Here is a 26656-nt window from a genome sequence, read left to right on the forward strand (position 1 = left end):
CGACGCGGCCAGAATGTGCGCAAGGTCGCCGGTCAGGCCGTCGGAGATGTCGAGCGCCGCGTTGGCGACGCGCGCCCGCGCGCCGCCGCCGGCCAGCGCGCGCCCGAGCGCCACGCGCGGGCTCGGCATGTGCATGCGCATGCCGGCCTCTTGCTGGCTGTTTGCGTCGAGCGCGCATTCCCCGCGGTAGCCGGCCAGCGCCAACCGCGCGTCGCCGATGGTCCCCGAGATCCAGATGTCGTCGCCCACGCGCGCGGCGTCGCGCCGCAGCGCGTGTCCGGGCGCCAGTTCGCCGAACACCGTGATGCAAATGGTCAACGGCCCCTTGGTGGTGTCGCCGCCGATCAGTTCGCAATCATGCGCGTCTGCCAGCGCGAACAGGCCGCTTGAAAACCCGGCCAGCCAGTCGGGGTTGGCCTCGGGCAGCGCCAGCGCGAGCGTGAACGAGACCGGGCGCGCGCCCATCGCGGCCAGGTCCGACAAGTTGACCGCGAGGCATTTGTGGCCGAGCATGCGCGCGTCGGCGCCGGCGAAAAAATGCCGGCCCTCGACCAGCATGTCGGTCGACACCGCCATCTGCATGCCCGCCGCGGGCGTGAGCAGGGCGCAGTCGTCGCCCATGCCGAGCGTGGCGCGGCCCGCGCGTGCGCGGGTGAAATATTTTTTGATGAGATCGAATTCTGAGAGCATGCCCGATTGTACCGTGGGCCGCGCGGTTTCAAATGCCGGCCCTTTATTTTCCCCTTTGTTTCCCCCTTTGTTTTCCCCTTTTATTCCCCGCGTAAACAAGCCGCTCATCCGCCGTCAAACCGCTCCGCCAATGGCGCATCGCCGCCCGTCCGCCGCTAATCGGAATCAATCTCGCGCATTCTTAATGCCGCTGTAATGGTGAAGGCGGACTGAACTTTTACATTCAAAAATAGTCTGATGCGCGCTCCCCGTTGGAACGCGGTCCGCCCGGCAATTCGGCGTCTGCAACAAGCGCTGATTTCATTTGGGATTTGAATTTCAAGCGAAGGGGCAGGGCCATGAAAACCAGCACATTGGGTCTTTTGCTATTTGCCGGCATGTTGTCGGCTTGTGGCAGCGGCGGCGACCATCCACCACCACCACCACCGCCGCCTCCCGAGGCGCCCAAGCCATTCACGCTGCAGCCGGGAACGATCGTGCTCGACGGCGCAAAGGTGAGCATCATCCTGCTCGACGCGACCACCGTCTGCCTGCGCGGCGACACCGCCGGCATCGGTCCCGGCACCGTGCTGATCAGCACCGAGGGCGACGGCTTCATCCGCAAGGTGGTCAGCATGTCGCCGCTGCAGGACGGGATCCGCCTGGTGACCGTGCAGGCCGGCCTGGCCGAGGCGTTTTCGCGCCTCGACGTGAAGCTCGACAAGGTGTTCGGCCTCGCCGATTTCGGCCAGGTCATCGCGACCGGCACGCCCGAAATCGGGCTCAAGTTCCGCGTCCCGCCGGCGCTCCAGAAAAGCGCCGGCGCCACCAATGTCGAAGTCGCGGGCCCCGAACTGGCGCTCTCGTTCAACCGTTATGGCGCCAGTGGCAGCTCCGGCGTGGAAATCACGGGCGAGGCCACTTTCAAGGTCAATCCACAGTGGGATATTTCCCTCGAGACCGTCAATGCCGGCCGTTCGGTGCTCAAATACCATTTCGGGATCAATCCGAATTACCGGCACAGTTTTACCGCCAAGGCGGTTTATGGCGGCGCCATCAGCATGAACGCGGACATCCCCGAAATCGTGCTGGGCCGCTTTTTGATTCCCAACACCCCGCTCGTGGTGGTGCCCACCCTTGTCATCGCGGCCAATGCGACCGGTTCGGCGGCCGGCGCGTTCGGCACCACCTACATGGCGTCGGTGTCCGGCGGCGCGACACTTGAGCGCAATATCACCCGCAATGTCAGCACCACCAACAGTTACCAGCCGCTGCAAACGGGCAGCTTCGATCTGGCCGAATCGACCCTGTCGGTCGATGCGACCCCGAGCTCGATGAAAATCGAATTCCGCCTCTACGGCGTGGCCGGGCCCAATTTCGGCTTCGACGCCAAGGGATACATGAGCGGCACGTTCGAGCGCAATGCGCAAAGCGGGCAGGAGGGCATCCGGGCCAAGGTGTCGGCCGGCCTTTACGCCAATGTCGGCGCCGGCGGCAAGCTCGCTTTCTTGAGCAGCTTCTACAAGGGGATCGACGGCGACTTCTCCGTCTTCAACGTGCCGGTAAAAATCGTCGAGGCCGAACTGGCCGACGCCTTCTTCCCGTTCTCGGGCGCCGGCGGCGTGACCGTGTCCGACAACGGCAACGTGCCCGACGATGTCTTCGAGGTGGCGCTCGACGGTCTGGTGCTGGGGCGCACCTCGATGGGCGGCAGCGGCCAGTTCCGCATGTCGAGCCTGCGTCCGGGCACGCGCCAGCTGAGCATCAAGACGGTCGAGGACGATTCCCCGCCCGGCACCTATGTGGTGCGCCTGGGCGAGGGGCTGACCTTCGCCGGCGGCGGCGTAGAGCGCAGCGGGGGGCTGAACCTGGGCAGCTCGGCCACCTTCAGCGTCATCGTGCCGCCGCGTTAGTTGGGGGCGGCAGGGTGCGGGCGCCCCAGCGCCGCCAGCAGCGACTGGCGCTGCGCCGGGGTCGGCGACGACACGCCGAACCCGCGCAGCAGCCCGAGTTCGTCGACGAAGCGGGCCACGATGCCGGCGCCCTCGGGCGCGCTGAGCCACTCGCCGCGGATGCCGGGCGGCGGTGGCGCGAGCGCCAGCCGGCAGCTCGGGGTCTTGACGATGATGGCGTCGGGCTTGAGCGCGATCGGGCTCGGCGCCCCGCTCAGGGTGGCCGCGATCGCGCGCGCCGCCGCCAGCAGCGGCGCCACGTACGGCAGCACCGCGCCGCCGGCGCCGGTGCTGTCGCCGGTGCTGTATTCGGCGCAGTCGCCGAGCGCGTAAATGTCGGGCGCGCTGGTGCGCCCGTAGGCGTCGACCACGATGCCGCGCCGCGTCTCCAGCAGCGCCGCCTGGGCCAGCGCGAGCGCCGGGCGCAGGCCGACCGCCGACAGCACGATGTCGGCGTCGATGCCGCGCCCGTCCGCCAGCGCCACCCGCAATCCGGCCCCGGCATGCTCAACGCTGCTGGCCGTGGTGCCGAGCATGAGCGTGATCGGGCGCGCCAGCCAGGCCTGCGCCAGCGCCTCCGACAGGCTGGGCGCGGCCAGCGCCGCCAGCGGCCGCGGCGACGGATCGACCAGCGTGACGCGGTGGCCGGCGCCGGCCAGGTCGTCGGCGAATTCGCAGCCGATCAGGCCCGCGCCGAGGATCGCCACGCGGGCCGGGCCACGATGGCGCGCGAGCGCAGCGCGCAGCCGCGCGTAGTCGTCGATGTGGTTGACCGACAGCACACCGGTGGCGGCGTCGCCGTCCAGCGCGAGCCGGATCGGCTGCGCGCCCAGGGCCAGCACAAGCTGGCTGTATGCGAGGCGCCCGGTGCTGCTTGCCCCACTCGTTTCGATGCGGTGCGCGGCGCTGTCGATGCTGGTCACGCGGGTGTGCGTGAGCACTGTGGCGCCCAGTTGCGCGGCCATTTGCGCCGCCCCCTGCGCGACGATCTGGTGCGCCTCCTTGCCCAGCGCGATCGCGTTCGACAGCATCGGCTTGGCGTACGAAGCGCCGGCGTCGGCGGTGACCAGCAGGATCGGGGTGCGCGCGTCGCGTTTGCGGAACTCGCGCGCCACGCCGTAGGCGGCCATTCCGGCGCCGACGATGACCAGGGGGGCGCTCGCCTCCACGGCTACAGCTCCACCATCTCGAAGTCGGACTTGGCCACGCCGCAGTCGGGGCAGGCCCAGTCGTCCGGGATCGCGTGCCAAGGGGTGCCGGCGGCGATGCCCTCGTGCGGCATGCCGGCGCTTTCGTCGTAGATGAAGCCGCAAACGATGCATTGGTAGGTTTTCATGGTGTTCCTTCAGGCGTGGTGGCGGTGGTGGCGGTGGTGTCGGTGGTGTCGGTGGTGTCGATGGTGTCCATTTCAGGCGGCGTTGAACTTGTCGAGCGCGGCCTGGTAGTGGTTGGCGTGGCGTTCCTCGACCTTGGCGAGCGCGGCGAAGCGCTTGGCCGCGATCTCAAGGGTGCGCTTGAACCGCGCCGCATGGACCTGCGACTCGGCGATCTGCTCGTCGTACTCGGCCACGGCGGCGCTGTTGCCCTCCTCGATCGCGAGGTGGCGGAATTTCGGGTACATCTCGGTGTACTCGTAGGTCTCGCCCTCGATGGCGATCTCGAGCGCGCGCGCCGGCGTCATCCGCTCTTTCGGGTACAGCAGGTCGAGGTGCCCGAACGCGTGCTGCACCTCCTGGTCGGCGGTGGCCTCGAAGGCCTCGGCCACCTCGACCGCCCCGGCCGTGCGCGCCAGCTTGGCGAAGTAGCGGTACTTGATGTGGGCCATCGACTCGCCAGCGAACGCGGCTTCGAGGTTTTCGATGGTGACGGATTTGATCTGGCTGGCCATGGTGCTCTCCGGTTGGTTTGATTGCAAAGTGCAATCGGTATGGGAGTAATGATAGTTAAAATAAATTTATATGGAAAATTGATAGTACTCATCACAGCGATAGTTTTCCTGATCCGCAGCGGCCGGAATGGTTTCATATTGATAATTCGCAATAAGCTTAGTAGAAATACGTAGCTAGGGAAAAGATGCCGTCTGCTAAAATCGTCGGTCCAGGGACAGACACAGGAAGGCTTCAACAGATGGATTCGTCATCAGATCGTAAAGAAGAATTGCGCGCCCAGCTGCGCCAGGCAGCGCTCGAATACCACGAGATTCCCCGTCCCGGCAAGATCAGCGTCACCCCCACCAAGCAACTGCTCAACCAGCGCGACCTGGCCCTGGCCTACTCGCCCGGCGTCGCCGCCCCCTGCGAGGAGATCGTCAAGGACCCGGCCAACGCCTACAAGTACACCGCGCGCGGCAACCTGGTCGCCGTGATCACCAACGGCACCGCCGTGCTCGGCCTTGGCAACATCGGCCCGCTGGCGTCGAAGCCGGTGATGGAGGGCAAGGGCGTGTTGTTCAAGAAATTCGCCGGCATCGACGTGTTCGACATCGAGATCAACGAGTCCGACCCGGACAAGCTGGTCGACATCATCGCCTCGCTCGAGCCCACCTTCGGCGGCATCAACCTCGAGGACATCAAGGCGCCCGAGTGCTTCTACATCGAGCGCCAGTTGCGCAGCCGCATGAAGATCCCCGTGTTCCACGATGACCAGCATGGCACCGCGATCATCGTCGGCGCGGCCATCATCAACGGCGTCAAGGTGGTCGGCAAGGAGTTCACCAACTGCAAACTGGTGGTCTCGGGCGCCGGCGCGGCCGCGCTGGCCTGCCTCGACCTGATCGTCGACCTCGGCTTTCCGATCGAGAACATCTTCGTCACCGACCTCGCCGGGGTGGTCTACAAGGGCCGCGCCGAGCTCATGGACCCGGACAAGGAGCGCTTCGCCCAGGACACGCCGCTGCGCACCCTGGCCGAGGTCATGCCCGGCGCCGACATCTTCCTGGGCCTGTCGGCCGGCGGCGTGCTCAAGCCCGAGATGGTGGCCGGCATGGCCGCCAACCCGCTGATCCTGGCGCTGGCCAACCCGACCCCCGAGATCCTGCCCGAGGAGGTCAAGGCGGTGCGCGGCGACGCCATCATCGCCACCGGCCGCTCGGACTACCCGAACCAGGTCAACAACGTGCTGTGCTTCCCGTACATCTTCCGCGGCGCGCTCGACTGCGGCGCCACCACCATCACGCGCGAGATGGAGATCGCGGTGGTGCACGCGATCGCCGACCTGGCGCACGCCGAGCAGTCCGACGTCGTCGTCACCACCTATGGCATCAGCAACCTCTCGTTCGGCCCCGAATACCTGATCCCGATGCCGTTCGACCCGCGCCTGCTCACGCAGATCGCGCCGGCGGTGGCCAGGGCGGCGTTTGAATCGGGCGTGGCCACGCGCCCGATCGCCGACCTGGCCGCCTACGCCCAGAGCCTGCAGCAGTTCGTGTACCGCAGCGGCACCTTCATGAAGCCGCTGTTCCAGATCGCCAAGAACACCCCCCCCGAACTCAAGCGCATCGTCTACGCCGAGGGCGAGGAGGAGCGCGTGCTGCGCGCGGTGCAGGTGGTGGTCGACGAAAAACTGGCGCGCCCGATCCTGGTCGGCCGCCCCGGCGTGCTCGAGCAGCGCATCGTCAAGTTCGGCCTGCGCCTCAAGCAGGGCGAGCATTTCGACGTGATCAACCCCGACCACGAGGACCGCTACCGCGACTACTGGCAAACCTACTACGAGATGACGATGCGCAAGGGCGTGACCCAGGAGTACGCCAAGCTCGAGATGCGCCGCCGCCACAGCCTGATCGGCGCGATGATGATCCACAAGGGCGACGCCGACGGCATGATCTGCGGCACCTTCGGCACCACCAACCTGCACCTGCACTACATTGACCAGGTGCTGGGACGGCGCGCCGGCGCCCACGTGTACGCGGCCATGAACTTCCTGATCCTGCCCGAGCGCCAGCTGGCGCTGGTCGACACCCACGTCAACGAGAACCCGAGCGCCGAGCAGCTCGCCGAGATCACCATCCTGGCGGCCGAGGAGATGACCCGCTTCGGCCTGATCCCGCGCGCGGCGCTGCTGTCGCACTCGAACTTCGGCTCGGCCAACAGCGATTCGGCCAAAAAGATGCGCGCCGCGCTCGCGCTGGTGCAGCAGAAGGCGCCCGGGCTCGAGGTCGACGGCGAGATGCACGGCGACGTCGCGCTCGACTCCAAGCTGCGCAAGGCGGCGATGCCGCAATCAACCCTGCAGGGCGACGCCAACCTGCTGGTGCTGCCCAACCTCGACAGCGCCAACATCGCCTACAACCTGCTCAAGACGGCGGCCGGCAACGGCATCGCGATCGGCCCGGTGCTGCTCGGCTGCGCCAAGCCGGTGCACATCCTGACGCCGTCGGCGACGGTGCGCCGGATCGTCAACATGACCGCGCTGTGCGTGGTCGACGCCGTGGCGGAACGCTGAATCACGGCCGGAAACACGGCCGGAAAACACGGCCGAAATCACCGCCGGGCAACGTTATCGTTGACCCCGGGAAGCCTCCGGAAACGGGGGCTTTTTTTTCGCCCGTGCCGCACGATTGACGCGCCGCAAAGGCGGCGCGAATACCCCCGAAATGCATTTCCACTCCCCACGGTTTGCTCCGGTGCGCGGCCGAACGGCTGAGTCCTGCGTGCATAATGGACGTCCAAATAGTTGCTTATAAGTCTATTTTTTTGTTGGAATTATCCATTTGCACGCTGTTCTGGCACAACCGAACCATGGGACTGGCAACCATGCAAATCGCTAAGAAGGCACTCATCACCGGCATCACGGGGCAGGACGGCGCCTATCTGGCCCAACTGCTGCTCGAAAAGGGCTACGAGGTCACCGGCACCTACCGGCGCTCGAGCTCGGTCAATTTCTGGCGCATCGAGGAACTCGGCGTGGCCGCGCACCCGCAGCTCTCGCTGGTCGAGTACGACCTCACCGACCTGTCCTCGAGCATCCGCCTGATGGAGCTTGCGCGCCCCGACGAGGTCTACAACCTGGCCGCGCAAAGCTTCGTCGGGGTCTCGTTCGACCAGCCGGTCGCCACCGCCGGCATCACCGCGCTCGGGCCGGTCAACCTGCTCGAGGCGATCCGCATCGTCAATCCGCGGGCGCGCTTCTACCAGGCCTCGACCTCCGAAATGTTCGGCAAGGTGCAGGCCATCCCGCAATCGGAGGACACCCCGTTCTATCCGCGCAGCCCGTACGGGGTGGCCAAGCTGTACGCGCACTGGATGACCGTCAACTACCGCGAGTCGTACGGCATCTTCGGCGCCAGCGGCATCTTGTTCAACCACGAGTCGCCGCTGCGCGGGCGCGAATTCGTCACCCGCAAAATCACCGACTCGGTGGCCAAGATCGTGCTCGGCAAGCTCGACGCGCTCGAACTGGGCAACCTCGACGCCAAGCGCGACTGGGGCTACGCGCGCGAATACGTCGACGGCATGTGGCGCATCCTGCAGGCCGGCGCGGCCGACACCTTCGTGCTGGCCACCAACCGCACCGAGACCGTGCGCGACTTCGTCACCATGGCGTTCCACGGGGTCGACATCGGCATCGACTGGCACGGCGGCGGGGTCGGCGAGACCGGCCGCTGCCGGCGCAGCGGCAAGACGCTGGTGCGCGTGAGCCCCAAATTCTACCGCCCGGCCGAGGTCGAACTGCTGATCGGCGACCCGTCCAAGGCGCTGCGCGAACTGGGCTGGGCGCCCAGCACCACGCTCGAGCAGCTGTGCCAGATGATGGTCGAGGCCGACCTGCGCCGCAACGCGCTCGGCGCCACGTTCTGACGGGGGGCGCATGAACCGCATGGCAAGCGAACAATTCGAAGCGTGCGCCGGAGGCGCCGAGGGCGCGGGCCGGCGCGCGCTGATCACCGGCGTGCGCGGCTTCACGGGGCGCTACTTGGCGCGCGAACTGGGCGCGGCCGGCTACCGCGTGTTCGGCACGGTGATGCCCGGCGAGCCGCTCGGCCCCGACATGTTCCACGTCGACCTGTGCGCGCGCTCCGCCGTGGCGCGCATGGTGGCGCAGGTGCAGCCCGACGTGGTCGCGCACCTGGCCGGCATCTCCTTCGTGCCCCATGCCGACGCCGAGCAGGTCTACCGCGTCAATGTGGTCGGCACCCGCAACCTGCTCGAGGCGCTGGCCGGCGCGCGCCGCCGCCCCGGCGCCGTGCTGCTCGCGTCCTCGGCCAACATCTACGGCAACGCCTGCGCCGGCGCGATCGACGAAAGCGTCGCCCCGGTGCCGGCCAACGACTACGCGGTCAGCAAGCTGGCCATGGAGAACATGGCGCGCCTCTGGAACGAGCGGCTGCCGATCGTCATCGCGCGGCCCTTCAACTACACGGGGGTGGGCCAGGACGAGCAGTTCCTGCTGCCCAAGATCGTGGCCCATTTCCGCCGCCGCGCGCCCGACATCGCGCTCGGCAATGTCGATGTCGCGCGCGACTTCTCCGACGTGCGCGCGGTCGCCGCCAGCTACCGCCGCCTGCTCGCCGCCAGCCCGGCCGGCCAGGCCTTCAACGTTTGCTCGGGCCGGGCCCATTCGGTCTCCTCCGTGCTCGCGCTCATGGAGGACATCGCCGGCTACCGCATCGCCGTCGAGGTCAACCCGGCGCTGGTGCGCAGCGGCGACGTGCTCACGCTGGCCGGCTGCAACGACAAGCTCGCCAGCGTGATCGGCCGCCAGCGCGGCACGCCGCTGGCCGACACCCTGCGCTGGATGTACGAGGCATGAACCCCTTGCGCGTCGGCCTCGGCACCACGATCCTCGAGCCCGGCGCACAAGGCGCGCGCCTCGACGGCATCGGGGTCTACACCGACGCCCTGCTGCGCCACCTGCCGCAGGCCGGCTGCGCGGTCAGCGCGTATTCGTATCCGCCCTGCGCGCGCACCGGCCCGCGCGCGGGGGTGGGGCAGCCGATGGCGCAATCGTTCGAGGCGGCCTCGCTGGTCGACCTGGTCACGCCGCGCATGAACCGCGTGCACATGCCGGCCGATATCTTCCACGCGACCGACTACCGCATCGTGCGCATGGATTGCCCGGTGGTGGCCACGCTGCACGACGCGCTGCCGCAGCGCCATCCGCAGTGGTGCAATCCGCGCCTGCGCGGCCCCAAAAACTGGCTGCAAAAAAAAGCGGCCGCCAAGGCCGACCACGTGATCGCCATTTCCCGCTTCGCCGTGGCCGAACTGGTGCAGTGCTTCGGCGTCGACGAACGCCGCATCAGCGTGGTGCCGTGCGGGGTCGACGCGGCCTGGCTCGAACCGAACGACCCTGAGGCGGTGGCCGCGACCCTGCGCGCCAACGGCCTGCGGCCCGGCTACTTCCTGTTCGTGGGCACGCTGCAGCCGCGCAAGAACATCGAACGCCTGCTGGCGGCCTACCTCGGGCTGCCGGCCAAGGTGCGCGCCGAGCGCCAACTGGTGATCGTCGGCGCGCTCGGCTGGCGCTGCGAGGCGCTGGTGCGCCAGATACTGGCGGCGCGCCAGAACGGCGCCAACGTGCTTTGGCTGCGCAGCCTGACCGACAACGCGCGGCTGCGCCACGTGTACGCGGGCGCGGGCGTGTTCGTGTTCGCTTCGCTGTACGAGGGCTTCGGCATTCCGGTGCTCGAGGCCTTCGCCAGCGCGGTGCCGGTGGTGGTGTCCAACAGCAGCGCCCTGCCCGAGGTGGCGCAGGGCGCCGCGCTCGAGGTCGACCCGGGCTCGATCTGCGAGATCGGCGCGGCCATGCTGGCGCTGGTGCGCGACGAGCCGCTGCGCGCGCGCTGCATCGCGGCCGGCCGGCGCCGCGCCGCGCAACTGAGCTGGCGCGAGGCGGCGCGCGCCACCGCCGCCGTCTACCGCGCCGTCCTGTCACATTGACCGCCCCGATCCCCATGCGCGTCCTGCACTTTTATAAAACCTACTATCCGGACTCGCTCGGCGGCGTCGAGCAGGTGATCCGCCAGCTGTGCGTGGGCACCGCCCGCCTCGGCGTGCGCAACGAGGTGCTCACGCTCACGCGCGGCAGCGATCTGGCCAGCTTCACCTTCGAAGGCCATCTGGTGCACCGCCTGCGCCAGGATTTCGAGATCGCCTCGACCGGCTTCGCGTTCGCCGCCTTCGAGCGGCTGGCGCGCCTGGCGCGCGCGTGCGACGTGGTGCACTACCACTTCCCGTGGCCGTTCATGGACCTGGCCCATTTCGTCGCGCGCGTGCGCAAGCCGAGCGTGCTGACCTACCACTCCGACATCGTGCGCCAGAAGCGCCTGCTGCGCCTTTACCAGCCGCTCGGCACGCGCTTTTTGCGCCGCGTCGACCGCATCGTCGCGACCTCGCCCAACTACCTGGCCACCTCGAGCGTGCTGGCCGGGCACCGCGACAAGACCGAGGTCATCACCTACGGGCTCGACCAGACGCTGTACCCGGCGCCCGAGGCCGCGCGGCTGGCGCGCTGGCGCCTGCGCGCCGGCCCGCGCTTCTTTTTGTTCGTCGGCGTGCTGCGCTACTACAAGGGCCTGCACATCCTGCTCGACGCGGTGGCCGGCACCGGCCACCCGGTCGTCATCGTCGGCGCCGGGCCGGTCGAGCGCGCGCTCAAGGAGCACGCGCGGCGGCTCGGCCTGCACCAGGTGCTGTTTGTCGGCGCGCTCGGCGATGCCGACAAGGTGGCGCTGCTGACGCTGTGCTACGGGCTGGTGTTCCCGTCGCACCTGCGCTCGGAGGCGTTCGGCATCTCGCTGCTCGAGGGCGCGATGCACGGCAAACCGATGATCTCGAGCGAGATCGGCACAGGCACCAGCTACATCAACATCGACGGCCTGACCGGCCTGGTGGTGCCGCCGGGCGACCCGCATGCCTTCGGCCGCGCCATGCGCACGCTGTGGGAAAACCCCGCGCTGGCGCTGGCGATGGGACGGCGCGCGCGCGCGCGCTACCTCGAATTGTTCACCGCCGCGCAGATGGCCAAGCGCTACGCGGCCCTGTACCGCGGGCTGGCGGCGGGGCGAGTGCCGCTGGCGGTGGGGGCCGGACACGCGGGCGCGCCGCCGGTCTGATGTGGTATCGGGCATCAAGGGCAACGATGGGGGCTGGCGGAAAAATCCACCGTCTTCCCCGCGTATGCGGGGACCCATGCTGAGTAATAATTGACGCGCTGCTGGCGCATTCAGGCCCGCGAACTACACTGTAAAAATTTTACACGGCGCGTATCAGGACACGCAGCATAGGTTCCCCGCTTCCAGGATGACGCGCGATCGGCTTGGTAAAACTATGGGGATGCGATCGCGTCTCAGCGTCTCAGTCCCAGCCCTCTTTGCGCGGCGCGCCCAGCGCCTCCTGGTCGCGCGCGAACATCTGGTCGAGTTCATCGCGCGCCTGCTTGGTCAGCGAGACCAGTTGCTCCTGGTCCTTGTAATGCGGATAGACCGCCGCCAGGCTGGCCAGGTTGTGCCTGCGGAACTGGTCGGCCAGCTTGCGCGCGTGGTAGGCACCATAGCCCAGCGTGACCAGCGCGTGGCGCCCGAGCATCAGCGCCGCCTCGAACGTCTCGCGCTCGATGAGCGTCACGCCCCGGTCGAGCAGGTCGTAATAATGGGTGACGTTGCGCGCGCGCGCCAGGATCGGCAGCGCCGGGTAGTCGCGCCGCACCAGGTCGACCAGCTCAAGGCTGGCCTCGATATCGTCGATCGCGACCACGATCGCGCGCGCGTTGGCGGCCCCGGCCGCGTGCAGCAGGTCGGCGCGCGTGGCGTCGCCATAAAACACCTTGATGCCGAACTTGCGCACCAGTTCGACCTGGTCGGGGTCGTGGTCGAGCAGGGTCACGTTGATCTTGTTGGCGTGCAGCAGGCGGCCGACGATCTGGCCGAAGCGGCCGAAGCCGGCGATGATCACATGCCCGTCGTTGGGGTCGATCTGGTCGTCGGGGTGGCTCTGCGCCAGATAGCGCGGCGCGATGACGCGGTCGTTGATGAGCAGCAGCAGGGGCGTCGCCACCATCGACAGCGCCACCACCAGCACCAGCAGCGACGAGACCTCCGGTGTGAACACGCCGCTGCCGGTGGCGGCGGCGAACACGACGAAGGCGAACTCGCCCGCCTGCGACAGCAGGAACGCGAAAAACCAGCCCTCGCCGCGGGGGATGCCGAACGCGCGGCTCAGACCGTACAACACCGCGATCTTGATCGCCAGCAGGCCGACCACGAGCGCGAGCACCAGCCCCGGCTGGGCCAGCAGGACCCCGATGTCGACCGACATGCCGACCGCGATGAAAAACAGGCCCAGCAGCAAGCCCTTGAACGGCTCGAGGTCGGTCTCGAGCGCGTGCCGGTATTCGGAGTCGGCCAGCAGCACGCCGGCCAGGAAGGCGCCCAGCGCCATCGACAGGCCGACCAGTTGAATCAGCAGCGAAATGGCGATCACGAGCAGCAGCGCGAAGGCGGTGAAGATCTCGCGCATGCCGGTGCGCGCGATCACGCGCAGCGCCGGGCGCAGCAGGTGGCGCCCGCCGAACACGAGCGCGCCGATGACGCAGGCGATCTTGAGCGCGGCGATCCAGCCGTTGCCGCCGGGTGCGTCGGCGGCCGGGCCGAGCAGGGGCACGATGGCGATCATGGGGATCGCGGCGATGTCCTGGAACAGCAGGATGGCGAACGCCGCCGCGCCGGCCGGCGCCGCCACCAGGTTGCGTTCGCCCAGCGTGGCCAGCGCGATCGCGGTCGACGACAGCGACAGGCCGAGCGCGGCGATCAGCGCGACCTTCCAGCCGACCCCGAGCAGCAGGCCGGCGATCCACAGGGCGGCGCTGACCCCGGCCACCTGGGCCGTGCCCCAGCCGAAGATCGAACGGCGCATCGCCCACAGGCGGCGCGGCTCGAGTTCGAGCCCGATCAAAAACAGCAGCAGCACCACGCCGAACTCGGAGAAATGCAGGATGTCCTCGACCTCGGTGATCAGCTTGAGGCCCCACGGCCCGATGGCCGCGCCCGCGATCAGGTAGCCGAGCACGGCGCCGAGGCCGAGTTTTTTGGCGATCGGCACCGCCAGCACGGCGGCCAGCAGGTAGATCATCGCGTTGAAGAGCAGGCTATGTTCCATGGTCGTCCGATGCTTGGGCTGATGCCTGGTCTGGTGAAAAATCGGCCAGCCGCGCGACGAAGGCGGCGATGTGGGCCTCGACCGCGGCGGCGGTCGTCGCGCGGGCTGCGTGCAGCACTTGCGGCGTTACCCAGCGCATGCCGCACAGGGCCGCCGTCTGTTCGAACGGGGCCAGGAAGTCGGCGAACGGGCGGTCGTGCGCGGCGCCCGGCCGGTAGTCCTCGGCGGCGCTGCCGGTGGTCACCACGAGCCAATAATGCTTGCCCCGCAGGGCGGTGCCGTCCTTGCCATAGGCCCAGCCCGGCTGCAGCACCGCGTCGACCCATTCCTTGAGCAGCGAGGGCATGCTGTACCAATAGATCGGGTGCAAAAAGACGAGCACGTCGGCCTGCTCGACGAGCGCCTGTTCGCGCGCGACATCGATCGCGAAGTCGGGATAGGTTTCGTACAGGTCGTGCACGGTGACGTTCGGCAGCCGCGCCGCCGCCTGCGCCAGCCTGTGATTCACCTGCGACTGGTGCGGGGTGGGGTGGGCGTAGAGCACGAGGATGCCGGGGCTGGGGGGCATGTGCTCGATCGGTCCGGTATGTGGCAAACGCCAATTGTGCGGTGGCGCGCGGACTAACGCAAGCCCATGCGGCCCCGCCGTGGGCGCGCCGGGCGCGGGGGGCGCCGCGCGCGCCGCCATTACTTCAGGCGCGCGAGCATCGCCTGGCCCACGCCGAGCGCCGAGGCCGGGTTTTGGCCCGTGATCAATTCGCGGTCGGTGACCACCAGCGCTTGCCACGGCGCGTTGCTGTCGTAGGCCGCGCCGGCGTGCTCAAGCGCGGTCTGCGGATAGAACTTCATCGCGCCGCCGCCCATTTGGCCCTTCGACAGTTCTTCTTCCGTGTTGCTGAACACGGTCATGCGGTAGCCCGCATAGATCCATTTATGGCCGGCCTTGGCTGTGCCGGTGTTGGCGAGCTTCTGGCTGAACGCGGCCGCGTCGGGCAGTGCCGCGAGCAGGGCGATCGGGCCGTGGCACACCAGCGCGGTGAGCTTGCCGTTGGCGTTGAAATTGGTCAGCAGCTTGCCCAGTTGCGGGCTTTGAAGCAAGTCCTGCATCGGCGCGTGGCCGCCCGGGACGTACACGGCGTCGAAGTGGGCGTAGCCAAGCTGCTCGACGCGCGCCAGGCTGACCACGGGCGAACCCTCGACTGCGGTCAGTTTGAGGCGGGCCAGCAGGTCGAGATGCGCGCCCAGGTCCGCCTCGTCATTGTTGAAGAACTGCTTGTTGGCCGAACCCTTGTCCATGGTCGGGGCCTTGCCCTGCGGCTTGGCGAAGGTCAGCGTGTGGCCGGCGTCGAGCAGCAGCTTGACCGGTTGCATCAGTTCATTGAGGTAGAAGCCGGTTGGCGCCGTCTTGCCGTCCCTGAGTTCGAGCGTGGCGACGTCCGACAATACCACCAGCACGTTCTTGGCGGAGGCGCCAATGCTGGCGGTGGCGAGGGTGGCGGCGACGGCGATGTGGGTTAAGCGGTTCATGCGAATTCTCCGTGAGTGAGCTTGGTGTGCCCGGCGCGCAAAGCTGGCCAGGACGCATGAGTGGACACAGGCCGCGTCCGCCTGAGCGTGCCGACCACCTACGGGCACTACCGCCTGCCAGAGTTGCTGGCCGGATTCTCCGCCCGGTACCCGGAGGTGCGCATCGACTTGAGCATCGCCAACCGCAATGTCGATCTGGTGGGCGAGGGCTACGACCTGGCGATCCGCCTCGGTTCGCTGCGCGACAGCGGGCTGGTCGGACGCAAGCTGGAAGACCGCTTGCTGCGGCTGGTGGCCTCGCCCGACTATCTGCGCCGCGCGGGGCTCCCGGCCGACCTCGACGCGCTCGGCGCGCACGCCTGCCTGCCGTTCGTGATGCCCGGCAGCGGCAAGGTCAACTCCTGGCTGTTCGCCGACCAGGGCAGGGAGTTCGAGTGGATACCTTCGGGCAATGTGGTGGTGTCCGACGACGTGCTCGGCACCGTGTCGCTGGCCGAAAGCGGCATGGGCATTTGCCAGGCCTACGACTTCATCGTCGACGCCAAGATCGCGCAGGGGAAGCTGGTGGCGTTGCTGGAGCGGCTCGGCGGACGCAGCCGGCCGTTCTCGGTGATTTATCCGCCGCACCAGCAACTCTCGCCGGCGGCGCGCGCGCTGATCGAAAGACTCTCAGCCTCTCAGTCGGCGGGCGCGGCCCGCAAATCCGGCAGCGCCGGCGGGACCAGGTCGTATTCGTTGGTCTGCTTGCCCAGCAGGTAAAGGTCGAACCAGTTCACGATGTGTTGCAGGCGCTCGACCCGGTGCCAGGGCTTGCCCGAGCGCGACAGGTCGTGCGATTCGCCGGGAAAGCGCACCATCGCGGTCGCGATCTTGCGGTAGTTGAGCGCGCGGAACATCTGGTCGCCGCCGCTCTCGGGCGGGGTGCGCGAGTCGGCGTCGCTGAGGATGAACATGGTCGGGGTCTTGATCTTGTTGACGTAGGTGATCGGCGAACGCGCGCGGAAATCGGCCGGATCCTCGAACGGCGGCTTGCGGAACCAGTTGTAGAACGAGCTGTCGGCGCTGTACCACCAGTCGGCCCAGTTGGCGATGTCGCGCTGCGACACGGCGGCCTTGAAGCGGTGGGTGCGGCCGATGACCCAGTTGGTCAGCAAGCCGCCGCCGCTGCCGCCGGTCACGCCCATGCGGCCCGAATCGGCCCAGCCGAGCCGCACCAGCTCGTCGACGCCGGCCATCAGGTCGCGGTAGTCGTCGCCGGGATAGCGGTAGTGGATCACGTTGGCGAATTGCTCGCCATAGGTGGTGCTGCCGCGCGGGTTGGGATAGAGCACGACATAGCCTTTGGCCGCCATCCATTGCATCTCGTGGAAGAAGGTGTGGCCGTAGGCGGCGTGCGGGCCGCCGTGGATGTTGAGGATCAGCGGGTAGCGTCTTTTAGGGTCGAAGCCGGGCGGGGTTTGCACCAGTGCATGGATCTTGCGCCCGTCGAAGCTGCGGTAGCAAATGTCGCGCGGCCGGCTCAGATTGAGTCCCGCGAACAGTTCCCGGTTAACGCCGGTGAGGCGGCGCGGCGCGGCGGCGTCGGCGCCCAGCAGGTACAGCTCGTTGAGCTCGGTCGGGGTCGAGATGAGCGCGACGGTCTGCCTGCCGTTCGAGCTGTAGCGCAGCACGGCCTGGTCGCCCGTCGTGAGCGCGCTGATGCTGCCGTCATGCAAGTCGAACCGTTCGAGGTTGGCGCGGCCCCGCTTGGCGACCACGACGGTGACGGACCGGCCGTCGGCGCTCCACAGCGGCGCCGCGCCGGGCCCGCCGGCGCGCGGGGCTGACTGGTCGCTGATGATGCCCGCACCGATGTCCCAGTCGTACCCGGCCGTCACATTGCGCGGCGCGCCACCCAGCGCGGCCACCCACAGATTGCTGCGGCTGTGCGACTGGACCGGCGCGTTGGTGCTGGCGATGAAGGCGAGCCGGTCGCCCGAAGGGCTGATGGCCAGCCCGTTGATGCGCCCGGCGAAGCGCATGACCTCGCCGGCCACGCCGCCCGCTGCCGGCACCGCGTAAATCGTGTGCACTGACGGCTTGAAATGGGCGGTGGGAATGCTGCGGTCGGCCACGAAGTAGATCCGTTTGCCGTCGGGCGCCCAAGCGATTTCCCGCGCCTCATGTTGGCCGAAGGTCAGTTGGCGCGGCGCGGCGGCGGCGTCCGGGGCGACGTCGACGCGCCACAGATGCGCGGGACGGCGGAAGTCGATATAGCCCGCGCCGTTGGCGCGGTAGACCGCGCGCGTGATCACCTGCACGTCGCTCTGGCGTATGGGGGAACAGGTTTTCTGGTCGGCCCCTTCCCTGGCCAGGCACGCCGACAGCGCGGTGTCCGCTTCGTTCGTGGTGCTGAGGAAGGCGATGCTCTTGCCGTCGGGCGACCAGACCGGGTTGCCCGCGCCCTTGGCCAGATGGGTAAGTTGGCGCGGCGCGCCGCCGGCCAAGGCCATGAGCCACAGCTGGGGCGGGGTCGGCTTGCCGTCCTTTTCGCCTTGGCGCAGGAAGGCCAGGTGGTTGCCGTCCGGCGACCAGCGCGGCGCGCTGTCCTGCGTCCCGGCGGTAAGTTGGCGCGCCTGCCCGGAGGCCGATGCCACGCTCCAGATGCGCGTTTGGTAGCCTCGCGCTTGGCGTCGGTGTTGACGAGCACGTAGGCCGTTTCGGCGGCGTCGTTCGACAGTTGCGGGTCGCCGATCCAGTTGAACTGGAGCAAATCGGTGTCACGGATGCTGCGCGGCTCCGCTGTCGCGGCGGGCGGGCAGAGCAGGGAGCAAAGGACGAGCGCGAGCGCGCGCGCGCGCGGCAGGTGTTTCATGGTGGTCGACTCCGGGTGGGCTGGCCCATGTCGGCGCGCAGAAGTTGGATTGTTTCCGGCAGGAATTTTACACCGGGATCGTACGAAACCGGATGCGACGCCGCCCCAACCGATGGTTAAATGTCCCAGCATGGCAGCGCAAGCAGAGTTTCCTTGGCATAATGATTGCTCGTTTGTTATTGTCCGCTAACCGTTCAGAAGGTACGCCCCGTGCTCAAGCGCTTGCTGCTGGTTTTCTTGTTCGTTCTTCCGTTCGGCGCTTGCGCGAAGGATTCGCTCGCCGATACCGCGATCGACGCCGCGCTCGACAAGCCGGCCGGGCTGTACAACCTCGGGGTTGAGTTTTATACCGGCAAGCGGGTGGCAAAGGACCTGAGCAAATCGGCGAAACTGTGGCAAAAAGCCGCCGCGCTGGGCGTGGTGTCGGCGAAGAACAATCTTGGCTTCCTGCTGTTCACGGGGAAGGGCATCGAACAAGACCGGTCAAAGGCCGTTGCCTTATGGCGCGACGCGGCCAGCCAAGGACACGACGAAGCGCAATTGCATTTAGGCGAGGCACTGTTCGATGGCGAAGGCATCCGCGCCGACCGGACCACCGGCGCCGCATGGGTCTTAAGCGCGCAAAAGCATGCGGCATTGAATAAAGACGCTGCAATGATCGAAATGACGTCGACGGCGAGCTCGCGCCTTGTTGCCGCGCTTACCAAAGATGAGCGCAAGCGCGCCCACAGCCTTGCGATGGAACTGTTTCAGCGCCATCCAGCCCCAAAGAACGAATGAGCCCGATCACGCACATGCTGGTGGGATGGGTCGGCCTCGAGCGCCTCCAACTGGGCCGACGCGACAAGGCCATCGTTGTCCTGGCCGGGCTGACACCGGATCTCGACGGGCTGGGGATTGTGATCGATTTCGCCACCCGCACTTTTGGCCTTGCCGAGACCGACTACTACCAGGCGTTCCACCGCATGTACGGCCATGGCCTGCCGGCGGCCATCCTGATCGCGGCGCTTGCGGCCGCGCTCGGCACGCGGCGGTATCGCGTCGCTTGCTGCGCATTCGTGAGCGTGCACCTGCATTTTTTATGTGATCTGATCGGTTCGCGCGGCACGACGTCGGAGGATACCTGGGGCATCTATTATCTGGCCCCGTTTTCGACAGCCTATGAAGTGTCGTGGCCGGGGCAGTGGCCTTTGGTCGGATGGCAAAACATGCTGGTGACGGTCGTGCTGCTGAGCGTTGCGCTATGGCGCGCGACAAACCTCGGCTATTCGCCGCTCGCTTTGATCAGCGAGCGCGCCGACACGGTATTTGTGGCCACGCTGCGCAAGTGGCGCAAGCAATGCAGTTTTCAGGAATGAGAGAATGTCCAGCGCCGAGCCGTCAAGGGTAAGCCCCCCGATTGAGTTTAAAACCGAACGTCTGCGCCTTCGCCAGTGGCAAGCATCCGATCACGCGCCGCTGGCCGAACTCAATGCCGATCCCCGCGTCATGGAATATTTTCCATCCGTCCTCGAGCGGGAGGCGAGCGACGCCGCCATCGCCCGGTGGAGCGCGCATATCGTCGAGCGCGGATGGGGATTGTGGACGGTTGAGTTGCGCGACACGAAGGCGTTCGTCGGCATGGTCGGCCTGCAGGTGTTTTCTGCGGCGCTGCCGTTTGCGCCCTGCGTCGAGGTGGGGTGGCGGCTCGCGCATGGGTATTGGGGCAAGGGTTACGCACTTGAAGCCGCCAGTGCGGCCCTGCGCGTGGGGTTCGAGCAACTCGGGCTTGAGGAGATCGTCTCCATGACCGCGGTGGTCAATCGTCGATCGCGCTCGGTGATGGAGCGGCTGGGCATGCGCGAGGACGCGGCCACGTTCGAGCATCCGAAGGTGCCGGAGGGCAGTGTCTTGCGTGAACATTGCCTGTATCGGCTTGGCCGCGGGCAGTGGGCGGACAGGCTCGCTTGATGCGTTAAAGCCAATTTCCCAGTTGAATTGATCCTCCGGGGGACTCACGCAGCAATTGCAATTGTTTTCGCCACAGCTGCTAGCGGATACAATGTCGTGACTATTTCCAAGAAGAAGAAAAATGACGAAAGAAACTAAGAAAAGTGGTGTCGCAGCGCTGACGCTGGGGGCTATCGGCGTCGTATACGGCGACATCGGCACCAGCCCGCTGTACACGATGAAAGAGGTTTTCGCGCCTGCGCATGGCATCGCGGTGTCTCCGGCGAACGTGATCGGTGTCGTCTCGCTCATTCTGTGGTGCCTGATTGTGATCATCTCGCTCAAGTACGTCACGCTGGTACTGAAGGCCGACAACCGTGGCGAAGGCGGGATCATGGCGCTGACGGCCCTGGCGCTCAAGTCGGTGTCGCAGAACTCGCATTTCTATTATCCGGTCATGTTGCTGGGCATGCTGGGCGCGGGCCTGTTCTTTGGCGACGGTGTCATCACGCCGGCGATCACCGTGCTGTCCTCGATTGAGGGCATCGAGGTGGCAACGCCGGCCTTCAAACCGTATGTGATACCGCTGACACTGGTGGTGCTCTCCGGTTTGTATTGGGTGCAGCACCGCGGCACCGGCGGCATCGGGAGGTGGTTCGGCCCGATCGTGCTCGTCTGGTTCTCGACGCTGGCGGCGATGGGCGTGGTGAACATCGTCGAAAACACCGAAATCCTCGCCGCGCTAAACCCCCTATACGCCTTCAATTTCTTGCTTTCGAACGGCTGGTTCGCGTTCGTCGCCCTGGGGGCGGTCGTGCTTGCGCTGACCGGCGCCGAGGCCTTGTACGCCGACATGGGCCATTTCGGCCGCAAACCGGTGCGCCTTGCATGGTTTTCCGTCGTCTTTCCCGCGCTTGCGCTTAACTACCTGGGGCAGGGGGCGATGTTATTGTCGAATCCCGCGGCCGCGTCGAACCCATTTTTCAACCAGCTCGGCGCGTGGAGCATCTATCCACTCGTCGCGCTATCGACCATTGCCGCAGTCGTTGCGTCGCAGGCGACGATTTCGGGCGCCTTTTCGGTCGCTCAGCAAGCGATCTCGCTGGGCTTTTTGCCGCGCATGAAAATCATGCACACGTCGACCCAGGAAAAGGGGCAGATATACATACCCTTGGTCAATTGGCTTCAGTTCGGCGCTGTCGTATTCGCGGTCGTGATCTTCGGCTCATCGACCAACCTCGCCTCCGCATACGGTATTGCCGCGACCGCGACGATGCTCACGACAACCCTGTTGACCTTCTTCGTCGTCAGGTACGGTTGGCACTATTCCAAATGGATCGCCATTGGCGCGACCTGCTTCTTCCTCATATTCGACATCACGCTGTTCGCGTCCACAAGTCTTAAGATCGTCAGCGGCGGCTGGTTCACGGTGGCGCTCAGTTTGCTCATGGTGTTCATCATGCTTACCTGGCGCAAGGGGCGCGAGCTGGTCTTTGAGAACCTGAAGGCGCACCTCATCCCGCTCCCGGAATTCCTCAGCAGCTTGTTCGATTCGCCGCCCCACCGGGTGCCGGGCACGGCGATATTCTTCCGGGCTGTGGGCGATGGCGTTCCACACGCAATGCTGCACAACCTGCTGCATAACAAGGTACTTCATGAGCGCGTCGTGTTCCTGACGGTGGTCTCGAGCGATATCCCCACCGTGCCGGCAAATGAACGCGTGAAGGTCGAATCGCTGGGGCAGGACTGCTATCAGGTCAGCTTGTCTTACGGCTTCATTGATAACCGGGACGTGCCCGCGGACTTGCTGCTATGTGCCGAATACGGCTTGACCTTTGAGCCGATGGAGACCTCGTACTTCATCGCCCGCCAAACTGTGATCGCCACGCCAGGCTCGGGCATGGCGATGTGGCGCGAGCATCTATATGCCTCGATGGCCAAGAACGCGCGCGATGCGGCCGACTACTTCAAGCTGCCGCCGAACCGCGTGATCGAACTTGGTACGCAGGTTGAAATCTAGTTGAGAAGCAATCGTTTGGCGCGCGCGACTAGCCGCGCTTAAACATTGCCCTTGGCACGGCCCAAATCGCGGCGAGTCATTTACCCGCACATCATTCATCGACCTTTTGCATTGGTTCGTTCATGCGCGTGCACTCCCGTCCCCGTTTCGTGCAGCTTAGCATCGTGGCATTCGCCCTTTTGGTGGGCGGCGCCTGCACCATCATGCCTTTTGCGATAGACCGCAAGGCCACCGCGCCGGTGCTAGGGGGATTTGGGGAAACCACCTTGGTGCCTTCGCAAGCCAATGCGGCGGCACGCCGCCTGTTCGCACAAGGTGTGGCGCAGGCCTACGGCTTCAATGAAGATGAGGCGATCCGCGCTTTTAAAGCGGCGCTTGCACAAGACCCCGACTGCGCACTTTGCGCATGGGGCGTGGCCTGGCAGATGGGCCCGAATATAAACAGCCTTGACCGGGGCGATTTGGGCGAGCCGATCAAATATGTCGGCTACGCCATAAAGCACAGCAAAGGCGCTTCGGCGCGCGACCTTGCCCTGATCGAGTCGCTGGCCCTGCGCTATGGCCACAGTGCCGGACGCGCATTGGCGCCGCTGTCCACAGACATTTGCCGTACCCCTGGCGCCGGCGCCGACAAGCCGGCGGACCCGCTCGACTTTGCCTACGCCGACCACATGCGGCTGCTTGCCGCCCGCTTTCCGGCAGATCCCGATGTGCTCACCCTGTATGCGGAAGCCGAAATGGTTGCCACCAGGGGCGACTGGTGGGACCGGCTTACCGGCAAGCCGGCGGGACGCATGGGCGAACTGGCCAGCCTGCTCGAAGCGGGTCTGGTCAAGCATCCCGATCATGTCGGCGTGAACCACTACCTGATTCATGCGGTTGACGCCGTGCCGGTCGCGGGGCGCGCGCTGGCGTCAGCCGACCGCTTGGCCAGGCTGGCGCCGATGTCACCGCATTTGCTGCATATGCCGTCGCATACCTATGCCCAGGTGGGCCGCTATGCCGACGCGACACGCGTCAACCAGTTGGCCGTGGCCGCCGACGAAGCGATGATGCTTGAGCTGAAAAAGCAGGACTTCACCGATACCAAGGACTGGCGCCGCCACAATTCGCATTTCCAGTGGTATTCGACGTTGATGGAGGGGCGCGGCGAGCTGGCGCTTGACACCGCCCGCGCCGCGGCCGGTCGCGCCAAGCATGACCACGAGGCCTTTGAATATTCTCGCAGCCTGCCCATGCTGACCTTGCTTCATCTGCAGCGCTGGGATGCCCTGATCAAGGAGCCTATGCCGAGTGGCGACAGGGGGCTGGCGACCGTGCTCGGTGAAATGGCGCGTGGCATCGCCATGGCGCGCATTGGCCAGCCCGGCGACGCCAGGGCGGCGCTCGCGCGGCTCGAGCCGAAAGCCGAAATGCTCCTCGCAAAACATACCGGCAAGGAATGGGGGGCAAGATTGATCCGTAGCATGGTGAGCAGCGCGCAGGCGCAATTGAACGCCGAGCTCGCATTTGCGGAGCAGCGAACCGGTGATGCCTTGACGCTGCAGGCCCAGGCCGTGGAGGCTGCGACTTTCGCCGACCGCACCGAGCCGCCGACGCTGGCCAACGGTCCGCTGCACCGCTTGGGCGAAATGCAACTAAAGGCAAAACGGTTTGCGGAGGCGGAGCAAAGCTTCCGGACCGACCTGGCCAGCCATCCACAGAACGGATGGGCGTTGCATGGTTTGGAAAAGGCGCTCAATGCCCAGGGCAAAGTGGCGCAGGCGCAGACTGCGCGGCGCGACCTTGCGAGCAGCTGGGTGCGGGCAGACAGCCAGTTACGTGCGATCCGCTAGTACCATCAATTGCAAGTTCGTTGAGCAACAATGTTCGGGTCGATTTCCGCCAGATCATTCAACGCGGTTCTACGAATTCGAACTCGATTAGCGGAGTTAACAGAAATCCGGGCGGTGGTCGCGGAGCCAGGATTTGATCAGCTCCAACAGCGCCTGCGCCTGCCTCTGGCATTCCTCGACAACACTAGGCGCGATGGGGTCGCCGTCGTAATCATTGATGTTGCGCTGCTTACGCAATTGGTCGAGGATGATCACGGTCTTGGCGTCGAGACCAATGGTCAAACTTAAGGTCTGGATGGCCGTCTGGTGGTGGCCGGGCTTGCTGGTGGAAGTGCGATAGCCATTGGCCCACAGCGCCACCATCGCACATTGCATGACGCATTTATAAGCCACATCGAAACGATTCTCTTCGCTGATGGCGGTGACGCTGGCGTCCTGCAGATTGCGCTCGGCGGCAGCCAGCAGGCGCTGGATGTCCTCGCGCTGGGCAACGAACTCAACGAGACTCTGGATTGCCAATAAATTTTTCAAAGTCATCTGAATTCCCGATCAAAAAGAGCTTTGGTTTTTCGACCACTTCACGGGCCCACGTGCTGTTTGAGCCGACCTTGGCACGGAAGTCGCTCACCCGGTAGACCACCGGGTTGATCTCGCGGCCCACCACTTCTTGTGCGGAATGCAGGGCTTCAACGACTTCGCCAAAACCTATATCGCCCAAGACCAGCACGTCAACATCGGAATTGGCGTTCTCTTCACCCCGTGCCACTGAGCCGAAGACCAAAGCGCACTGAATCCTGTCAGTCAAGGGGCGAAGTGCATCGGCCAGCACTGTGGCAATGCCTGAAGTCTTGCGCAGCAAACCAGCAAGCTCCGCGAACACCGGGCAGTCGCGATTGGCCCGGTAATGAACCTGATTGCCGACGTTTTGCCGTAGAAGGATGCCAGCGTCAGCGAGCTTGACCAACTCGCGGTTGGTGCTACCCGGCAAAGCATTAAGCTGGCGCGCAAGCTCTCTGACGTGCCAAGCTGAATCAGGGCGCAAGAGTAGTGCCGACAGTACACGGGTACGAAACGGGCCAAGGAGGAAATCGGAGAGCATGCTTCAAATGTATCATATAAGGAGTCGTTTGTCTCCTTTTGTGAGACGGCGACGCGGGTGAGGAATCACCTGTTCCGCTTCGCTCCACAGATGATCCCTCACCCGCAACGGCAACAGAACGGCGACACCAAAAACGGCGGCTCATGCGGCCACAAGATGTGGGTCGAGCAAGCCATCGCCTCCTACCTCCGTCTGGTACCGCTCCAAGTAGGCCTTGACCTGATTTGCATATGCTGACGCCGAGTATCCTATCGCTTATTCAGAAAATGAACCCCATCCGTCAGCGTCTGCAGACGGAAGTACACAAGCCCGCACCTTAACCTGATGCTTGCGCAAAAAATCGTGTCGATTTAGTCGACGTTGAAGCTGTCCGACAACTAACCCAGGATGAACGTTAATGCGTTGAGCAAACAGCAGCACTTTTTGTTCGGTAAAGTATGGCTGTACACGTGCCACAAAGTTCTCTAGTTGGCTAGACGGAACGCAAAATTCGGCTCCAGCCTCATTGGCGCGGATCTCGCATTCGGGTAAGTGATCGCCGACACCGACATCGGTGTCAACGATAGGAGCGCCTGTCTTTCCGTCCTCTCGTAGAACATGTTCAATCTCATGTCTTAAAACGAACCAAAAATTATCTATACGGTCGAAGCGCAGCGTCAATCCAATGACCGGCTTGTTGTCTGCGAGCCAGAAGCATGCGCCGTCGATTTTTGATCCAACCATAGGCTCAACAAACACTAGTCGAACACCGGCCTCAGCCAATATTCGCGGAACATGTCGTGTCTCCTCCGGGGCAGCGATAAGTGTCTTAAGTTTTTCGACGGCAGAAAGCAGTTTCTCGCGCGAGTACGCCGTCACTTTCTGCTGCTCGGCCATTGCCCGTACTCGGAAGATCCAAGCCAACTGTAAGGGCGTTACATCCAAATTAGCATCAGTCTTCTTCGCGTGGTGAGGCAATGAAGGACTGGCATCCATATTGGAAATATAGAAAAATTCGCAGAATCGCTGCTCGAGTACATCAAGGTTTTCGCTTGGCATTACCCAACCACGTCGCAACATCTCGCGCACAGGAAATTTACTGTAAAGACGCGATTTGCGTGCGACGCTATTGTTACTTGGCTTAACTTTGGAGAGCTGATATTGGCTTTCCAGGTTTAGCCAATATTCGGCCGACATGCCGAACGCCTCCCCCAAACCCCGGGCAGTTTCAGGCGTGACGGCACGTTTTCCAGCGATCAACTCGCTGATGAGGCGTGGGGGGCGGTCCAAAATATCTGCCAACTCCTGTTGGCTCCACTCCCGCGCTTCCAGTTCTTCCCGCAGGAAATCTCCCGGCGGGAATACTTCAGCAGGTACGCGTGCGTTCATGGTCTCTCCAAATAATTCTAGTGATAATCAACAATTTCGATAATTCCGATTATTTTACAGGGGTGCTCGCCACGGATTTCCAGGATAAGCCTCCACTGAAGGTTCAAGCGCATCGAATGCTGACCTTCCCGATTTCCTTTTAATTTTTCGAAATGCAAAGCCTTCGCGGCATAAAAATCTCGTTCATCTCGAGAGGCTCGGATCTGTTGCATGCGCCGACGATAGGCGCTTACGACGCCATGCGACAGCCCAGCAGTAAACTGTGCATCGGTCTCGAGGCGGTCTAGGTGTTGAGGCCGACCGAAAACTG

At 65.2% G+C, this 26656-nt stretch carries 24 protein-coding genes; 12 read left to right on the plus strand and 12 right to left on the minus strand.

What is annotated here, in order from left to right; translation table 11 throughout:
- On the minus strand, nt 1–690 hold a 690-nt coding region (gene thiL, locus C7C56_RS22070; RefSeq protein ID WP_106759501.1), incomplete at its 3' end, for a thiamine-phosphate kinase.
- A gap of 338 nt (nt 691–1028) precedes the next feature.
- On the opposite strand from thiL, the gene C7C56_RS22075 reads away from it, so the two are divergent.
- Nucleotides 1029–2582: a hypothetical protein gene (locus C7C56_RS22075; RefSeq protein ID WP_146204604.1), complete on the plus strand. Its 1554-nt coding sequence runs from the start codon at nt 1029–1031 to the stop codon at nt 2580–2582.
- Here C7C56_RS22075 and C7C56_RS22080 read toward each other — a convergent pair.
- The 3 genes from C7C56_RS22080 to C7C56_RS22090 form a co-directional block, all read right to left on the minus strand.
- A complete protein-coding gene (locus tag C7C56_RS22080) occupies nt 2579–3790 on the minus strand; it encodes an NAD(P)/FAD-dependent oxidoreductase (RefSeq protein WP_229458926.1) in 1212 nt (403 codons plus the stop codon). The two genes, C7C56_RS22075 and C7C56_RS22080, sit on opposite strands and share 4 nt — an antisense overlap.
- 2 nt (nt 3791–3792) lie before the next feature.
- Entirely contained in the window at nt 3793–3957 is a 165-nt protein-coding gene (locus C7C56_RS22085; RefSeq protein WP_106759503.1) for a rubredoxin, read from the minus strand.
- 72 nt (nt 3958–4029) lie between these two features.
- The gene (locus C7C56_RS22090) at nt 4030–4509 is read right to left on the minus strand and encodes a rubrerythrin family protein (RefSeq protein ID WP_106759504.1); all 480 of its coding nucleotides are present in this window, start codon (nt 4507–4509) and stop codon (nt 4030–4032) included.
- Between the two features lie 239 nt (nt 4510–4748).
- On the opposite strand from C7C56_RS22090, the gene C7C56_RS22095 reads away from it, so the two are divergent.
- The 5 genes from C7C56_RS22095 to C7C56_RS22115 all read left to right on the plus strand — a co-directional run bounded on the left by C7C56_RS22095 (nt 4749) and on the right by C7C56_RS22115 (nt 11673).
- Nucleotides 4749–7061, plus strand: a complete 2313-nt coding sequence (locus C7C56_RS22095; RefSeq protein WP_106759505.1) for an NADP-dependent malic enzyme — start codon at nt 4749–4751, stop codon at nt 7059–7061.
- Between the two features lie 311 nt (nt 7062–7372).
- Nucleotides 7373–8416 carry a GDP-mannose 4,6-dehydratase gene (gene gmd / locus C7C56_RS22100; protein WP_106759523.1) on the plus strand — a complete coding sequence of 348 codons (1044 nt, stop codon included), beginning with the start codon at nt 7373–7375 and terminating at the stop codon, nt 8414–8416.
- 19 nt (nt 8417–8435) lie between these two features.
- Nucleotides 8436–9368: an NAD-dependent epimerase/dehydratase family protein gene (locus tag C7C56_RS22105; RefSeq protein WP_229458927.1), complete on the plus strand. Its 933-nt coding sequence runs from the start codon at nt 8436–8438 to the stop codon at nt 9366–9368.
- Nucleotides 9365–10498, plus strand: a complete 1134-nt coding sequence (locus tag C7C56_RS22110) for a glycosyltransferase family 4 protein (RefSeq protein ID WP_106759507.1) — start codon at nt 9365–9367, stop codon at nt 10496–10498. Before C7C56_RS22105 ends, C7C56_RS22110 begins: the two co-directional genes overlap by 4 nt.
- A gap of 14 nt (nt 10499–10512) precedes the next feature.
- Nucleotides 10513–11673: a glycosyltransferase family 4 protein gene (locus C7C56_RS22115; protein WP_106759508.1), complete on the plus strand. Its 1161-nt coding sequence runs from the start codon at nt 10513–10515 to the stop codon at nt 11671–11673.
- Between the two features lie 241 nt (nt 11674–11914).
- On the opposite strand, the gene kefC is transcribed toward C7C56_RS22115, so the two are convergent.
- The 3 genes from kefC to C7C56_RS22130 all read right to left on the minus strand — a co-directional run bounded on the left by kefC (nt 11915) and on the right by C7C56_RS22130 (nt 15241).
- Nucleotides 11915–13714: a glutathione-regulated potassium-efflux system protein KefC gene (gene kefC / locus C7C56_RS22120; protein ID WP_106759509.1), complete on the minus strand. Its 1800-nt coding sequence runs from the start codon at nt 13712–13714 to the stop codon at nt 11915–11917.
- Nucleotides 13704–14282 carry a glutathione-regulated potassium-efflux system oxidoreductase KefF gene (gene kefF / locus C7C56_RS22125; RefSeq protein WP_106759510.1) on the minus strand — a complete coding sequence of 193 codons (579 nt, stop codon included), beginning with the start codon at nt 14280–14282 and terminating at the stop codon, nt 13704–13706. Before kefF ends, kefC begins: the two co-directional genes overlap by 11 nt.
- Nucleotides 14283–14401: 119 nt before the next feature.
- Nucleotides 14402–15241, minus strand: coding sequence for a type 1 glutamine amidotransferase domain-containing protein (locus C7C56_RS22130; protein ID WP_106759511.1), 840 nt, complete (start codon nt 15239–15241; stop codon nt 14402–14404).
- 60 nt (nt 15242–15301) lie between these two features.
- Between C7C56_RS22130 and C7C56_RS22135 the strand changes: the two genes are divergently transcribed.
- On the plus strand, nt 15302–16000 hold the full coding sequence (locus C7C56_RS22135) for a substrate binding domain-containing protein (RefSeq protein WP_106759512.1): 699 nt from the start codon (nt 15302–15304) through the stop codon (nt 15998–16000).
- Here the strand turns inward: C7C56_RS22135 and C7C56_RS22140 are convergent.
- A complete protein-coding gene (locus C7C56_RS22140) occupies nt 15919–17877 on the minus strand; it encodes a S9 family peptidase (protein ID WP_106759513.1) in 1959 nt (652 codons plus the stop codon). The two genes, C7C56_RS22135 and C7C56_RS22140, sit on opposite strands and share 82 nt — an antisense overlap.
- A 428-nt stretch (nt 17878–18305) precedes the next feature.
- On the opposite strand from C7C56_RS22140, the gene C7C56_RS22145 reads away from it, so the two are divergent.
- From C7C56_RS22145 to C7C56_RS22165, 5 genes are all read left to right on the plus strand, one after another.
- On the plus strand, nt 18306–18875 hold the full coding sequence (locus C7C56_RS22145) for a tetratricopeptide repeat protein (protein ID WP_181373303.1): 570 nt from the start codon (nt 18306–18308) through the stop codon (nt 18873–18875).
- Nucleotides 18872–19453, plus strand: coding sequence for a metal-dependent hydrolase (locus C7C56_RS22150; protein ID WP_106759515.1), 582 nt, complete (start codon nt 18872–18874; stop codon nt 19451–19453). The genes C7C56_RS22145 and C7C56_RS22150 overlap by 4 nt, the downstream gene beginning before the upstream one ends.
- A gap of 4 nt (nt 19454–19457) precedes the next feature.
- The gene (locus C7C56_RS22155; protein ID WP_106759516.1) at nt 19458–20045 is read left to right on the plus strand and encodes a GNAT family N-acetyltransferase; all 588 of its coding nucleotides are present in this window, start codon (nt 19458–19460) and stop codon (nt 20043–20045) included.
- Nucleotides 20046–20166: 121 nt separating this feature from the next.
- On the plus strand, nt 20167–22044 hold the full coding sequence (locus C7C56_RS22160; protein WP_106759517.1) for a potassium transporter Kup: 1878 nt from the start codon (nt 20167–20169) through the stop codon (nt 22042–22044).
- A gap of 122 nt (nt 22045–22166) precedes the next feature.
- Nucleotides 22167–23879, plus strand: coding sequence for a hypothetical protein (locus tag C7C56_RS22165; RefSeq protein ID WP_106759518.1), 1713 nt, complete (start codon nt 22167–22169; stop codon nt 23877–23879).
- A 96-nt stretch (nt 23880–23975) separates the two neighbouring features.
- On the opposite strand, the gene C7C56_RS22170 is transcribed toward C7C56_RS22165, so the two are convergent.
- From C7C56_RS22170 to C7C56_RS22185, 4 genes are all read right to left on the minus strand, one after another.
- Complete coding sequence (locus C7C56_RS22170; RefSeq protein WP_106759519.1) at nt 23976–24416, minus strand: DNA-binding protein; 441 nt, start codon at nt 24414–24416, stop codon at nt 23976–23978.
- Nucleotides 24376–24978, minus strand: a complete 603-nt coding sequence (locus tag C7C56_RS22175; RefSeq protein WP_106759520.1) for a nucleotidyltransferase domain-containing protein — start codon at nt 24976–24978, stop codon at nt 24376–24378. The genes C7C56_RS22170 and C7C56_RS22175 overlap by 41 nt, the downstream gene beginning before the upstream one ends.
- Nucleotides 24979–25233: 255 nt before the next feature.
- Nucleotides 25234–26346, minus strand: coding sequence for a HigA family addiction module antitoxin (locus tag C7C56_RS22180; RefSeq protein WP_106759521.1), 1113 nt, complete (start codon nt 26344–26346; stop codon nt 25234–25236).
- A 17-nt stretch (nt 26347–26363) separates the two neighbouring features.
- Nucleotides 26364–26656, minus strand: a 293-nt coding sequence (locus C7C56_RS22185; RefSeq protein ID WP_106759524.1) for a type II toxin-antitoxin system RelE/ParE family toxin, incomplete at its 5' end; no start/stop codon positions are given.

The sequence above is a fragment of the Massilia glaciei genome (assembly GCF_003011895.2).
GTDB lineage: Bacteria > Pseudomonadota > Gammaproteobacteria > Burkholderiales > Burkholderiaceae_D > Telluria_A > Telluria_A glaciei.

What these genes read in the sequence shown, in the direction of transcription:
- C7C56_RS22085 (WP_106759503.1), bottom strand. Translation starts at nt 3,957, where the DNA reads ATGAAAACCTACCAATGCATCGTTTGCGGCTTCATCTACGACGAAAGC.
- C7C56_RS22155 (WP_106759516.1), top strand. Translation starts at nt 19,458, where the DNA reads ATGTCCAGCGCCGAGCCGTCAAGGGTAAGCCCCCCGATTGAGTTTAAA.
- C7C56_RS22130 (WP_106759511.1), bottom strand. Translation starts at nt 15,241, where the DNA reads ATGAACCGCTTAACCCACATCGCCGTCGCCGCCACCCTCGCCACCGCC.
- C7C56_RS22075 (WP_146204604.1), top strand. Translation starts at nt 1,029, where the DNA reads ATGAAAACCAGCACATTGGGTCTTTTGCTATTTGCCGGCATGTTGTCG.
- C7C56_RS22150 (WP_106759515.1), top strand. Translation starts at nt 18,872, where the DNA reads ATGAGCCCGATCACGCACATGCTGGTGGGATGGGTCGGCCTCGAGCGC.
- C7C56_RS22110 (WP_106759507.1), top strand. Translation starts at nt 9,365, where the DNA reads ATGAACCCCTTGCGCGTCGGCCTCGGCACCACGATCCTCGAGCCCGGC.
- kefF (WP_106759510.1), bottom strand. Translation starts at nt 14,282, where the DNA reads ATGCCCCCCAGCCCCGGCATCCTCGTGCTCTACGCCCACCCCACCCCG.
- C7C56_RS22160 (WP_106759517.1), top strand. Translation starts at nt 20,167, where the DNA reads ATGACGAAAGAAACTAAGAAAAGTGGTGTCGCAGCGCTGACGCTGGGG.
- C7C56_RS22170 (WP_106759519.1), bottom strand. Translation starts at nt 24,416, where the DNA reads ATGACTTTGAAAAATTTATTGGCAATCCAGAGTCTCGTTGAGTTCGTT.
- C7C56_RS22105 (WP_229458927.1), top strand. Translation starts at nt 8,436, where the DNA reads ATGGCAAGCGAACAATTCGAAGCGTGCGCCGGAGGCGCCGAGGGCGCG.
- C7C56_RS22095 (WP_106759505.1), top strand. Translation starts at nt 4,749, where the DNA reads ATGGATTCGTCATCAGATCGTAAAGAAGAATTGCGCGCCCAGCTGCGC.
- C7C56_RS22165 (WP_106759518.1), top strand. Translation starts at nt 22,167, where the DNA reads ATGCGCGTGCACTCCCGTCCCCGTTTCGTGCAGCTTAGCATCGTGGCA.
- kefC (WP_106759509.1), bottom strand. Translation starts at nt 13,714, where the DNA reads ATGGAACATAGCCTGCTCTTCAACGCGATGATCTACCTGCTGGCCGCC.
- gmd (WP_106759523.1), top strand. Translation starts at nt 7,373, where the DNA reads ATGCAAATCGCTAAGAAGGCACTCATCACCGGCATCACGGGGCAGGAC.
- C7C56_RS22115 (WP_106759508.1), top strand. Translation starts at nt 10,513, where the DNA reads ATGCGCGTCCTGCACTTTTATAAAACCTACTATCCGGACTCGCTCGGC.
- C7C56_RS22175 (WP_106759520.1), bottom strand. Translation starts at nt 24,978, where the DNA reads ATGCTCTCCGATTTCCTCCTTGGCCCGTTTCGTACCCGTGTACTGTCG.
- C7C56_RS22090 (WP_106759504.1), bottom strand. Translation starts at nt 4,509, where the DNA reads ATGGCCAGCCAGATCAAATCCGTCACCATCGAAAACCTCGAAGCCGCG.
- C7C56_RS22180 (WP_106759521.1), bottom strand. Translation starts at nt 26,346, where the DNA reads ATGAACGCACGCGTACCTGCTGAAGTATTCCCGCCGGGAGATTTCCTG.